This window comes from Pseudomonas sp. NPDC087690 (genome assembly GCF_044743175.1).
In the GTDB taxonomy this organism is placed as follows: Bacteria; Pseudomonadota; Gammaproteobacteria; order Pseudomonadales; family Pseudomonadaceae; genus Aquipseudomonas.
This window is the reverse complement of sequence record NZ_JBIUVX010000101.1, coordinates 1-2,379: the sequence shown is the minus strand read 5'-3', so window position 1 is coordinate 2,379 and position 2,379 is coordinate 1. Positions and strand designations below refer to the sequence as shown.

Annotated in this window: 2 protein-coding genes and 1 pseudogene; 1 reads left to right on the top strand and 2 read right to left on the bottom strand. The window is 55.0% G+C overall.

Annotated elements, in window-relative coordinates; translation table 11 throughout:
• Positions 1 to 183 (bottom strand): annotated as a pseudogene (locus ACIPIZ_RS29580) (hypothetical protein); the annotation flags it as partial.
• Positions 184 to 378: 195 nt separating this feature from the next.
• On the opposite strand from ACIPIZ_RS29580, the gene ACIPIZ_RS29575 reads away from it, so the two are divergent.
• Complete coding sequence (locus tag ACIPIZ_RS29575; RefSeq protein ID WP_064390671.1) at positions 379 to 660, top strand: cold shock domain-containing protein; 282 nt, start codon at positions 379 to 381, stop codon at positions 658 to 660.
• Positions 661 to 739: 79 nt separating this feature from the next.
• Here the strand turns inward: ACIPIZ_RS29575 and icd are convergent, their stop codons facing one another.
• On the bottom strand, positions 740 to 1,996 hold the full coding sequence (gene icd / locus ACIPIZ_RS29570; protein ID WP_042559856.1) for an NADP-dependent isocitrate dehydrogenase: 1,257 nt from the start codon (positions 1,994 to 1,996) through the stop codon (positions 740 to 742).
• Positions 1,997 to 2,379 lie beyond the last annotated feature (383 nt).

The following is a 2,379-nucleotide window of genomic DNA, read 5'->3' as shown; positions in this document are numbered from 1 at the left end:
AACCACCTTGTACATTGGCCGCGCCTGTAACGCAGGCTTTGCTTCCTGAACAGCAACGCCTGCCGAATCGTCGTCGTGCTCCTGTGGAAGATCCTTTTGGAGAAGCGGGCGATCCTGATTGAATGTTAGTCGAATCTGGCTGATTGCATGCATGGGAAAGAAAGGTTCGTCAGTTGTGCAAATACAGTGGTGGGGGCGGTTGTCCACGTTTTCAACTCCGACTGCCCGGTCACCTTGACTATCGGGAAAACGGTGTTACAACCAATAGAGCCCACAGTGGGTAAAAAAGATCCGCGGAGTCAATTCTTTTAACGGATTAGATTGCGGATGACCTGGATGATACTCCAGCGATGGAGTCTGTTGCAGAGGGATTTGAGCATGGCTGTCGGCAAGGTGAAATGGTTCAACAATGCCAAGGGATTCGGCTTTATCAATACCGATGCCCGCGAAGGCCGCGATGAGGATGGCAAAGACATCGATTTCTTTGCCCATTACTCGGCCATTGAAATGGCAGGGTATAAAACCCTCAAGGCCGGACAACTGGTGAAATTCGACATCGTGCAGGGCCCGAAAGGCTTGCATGCGGTGAAGATTGAGTCGGCCGAAGCCAAACAAGAAGCGCCCCCGATCACCACCGAAAAACAAACGGTGACCAGCTGACGCCTCAGAACCTTCAGCCATAAAAAACCGCCCTCCTCAATCATCTGAGTCGGGCGGTTTTTTCGTTTGCCGGTGTTTCTTACATATGCGAAATCAGCGCATCACCGAAGCCCGAAGACGAAACCAGTTTCGCCCCGTCCATCAGACGCTCGAAGTCATAGGTCACGGTCTTGGCCGAGATAGCGCCATTGGTGCCCTTGATGATCAGATCCGCCGCTTCCGTCCAGCCCATGTGGCGCAGCATCATTTCTGCCGAAAGAATCAACGAACCCGGGTTGACCTGGTCCTTGCCGGCGTATTTCGGCGCCGTACCGTGGGTGGCTTCGAACATCGCCACGGTGTCGGACAGGTTGGCGCCCGGCGCAATACCGATACCGCCCACTTCCGCCGCCAGGGCGTCGGAAAGGTAGTCGCCGTTGAGGTTCAGGGTCGCGATCACATCGTATTCGGCCGGGCGCAGCAGGATCTGCTGGAGCATGGCGTCGGCGATGGCGTCTTTGACCACAACGTTCTTGCCGGTTTTCGGGTTCTTGAACTGCATCCACGGGCCGCCGTCGAGCAGGGTCGCGCCGAATTCTTCAGCGGCCACTTCGTAGGCCCACTCCTTGAAGGCACCTTCGGTGAACTTCATGATGTTGCCTTTGTGCACGATGGTCAGCGAATCGCGGTCGTTATCGACCACATATTGCAAAGCCTTGCGCGCCAGACGCTTGGTGCCTTCCAGCGAAACCGGCTTGACGCCGATGCCGCAGTTTTCGTCGAAACGGATCTTGGTGACGCCCATTTCTTCTTTAAGGAATTTGATGACCTTGGTGGCTTCCGGCGAACCGGCCTTCCACTCAATGCCGGCATAGATGTCTTCGGAATTCTCGCGAAAGATGGTCATGTCGACGTCGCCTGGCTTTTTCACCGGGCTCGGCACGCCTTCGAACCAGCGCACCGGGCGCAGGCAGACGTACAGGTCGAGTTGCTGACGCAGGGCCACGTTCAGCGAGCGGATGCCACCACCGACCGGCGTGGTCAGCGGGCCTTTGATGGAAACCACGTAATCCTTGACTGCATCGAGGGTTTCCTGAGGCAGCCAGGTGTCCTGATCGTAAACCTGAGTGGCTTTTTCCCCGGCGTAGACTTCCATCCAGGAAATCTTGCGCTTACCGCCGTATGCCTTTTGAACTGCAGCATCGACAACCTTGATCATCACCGGACTGATGTCGACACCAATGCCGTCACCTTCGATGAAGGGGATGATCGGGTTATCAGGAACATTGAGAGAATGGTCTGCATTGACGGAGATTTTGTCGCCGACGGCTGGAACCTGAATCTTCTTGTAACCCATGCTGAACTCCATTGTTTGGATTGAACATCTGGCTTGGTTCGAGCGTAACCCAGTTAAATCAACACGCAAACCCTCAGTTCCCGGCATTCGCACAAGTCGTTTCGTACAAGCCTGAAAGCAAAGGGAAAAGCGCCAAACTCAAGCATTCCCATTGACCTTAGTCGCCATCCTGCCCTGCGACCTTTAGACCAATGGACGAGAATCGTTGCATATGAACCATCGGCAGATTGCCAGCTACCTATGTATAATGCCGCCCGCTGACCACAGGGTCACGACGGCTGGCCTCTCTAGTACGAGACTTTCCGCCTGATTGGTCGGGTTGTTACCGCAGCCTGACTGCTTGACGCTCTACTGATGCACCCAACATCACCGCGAAGAATCTC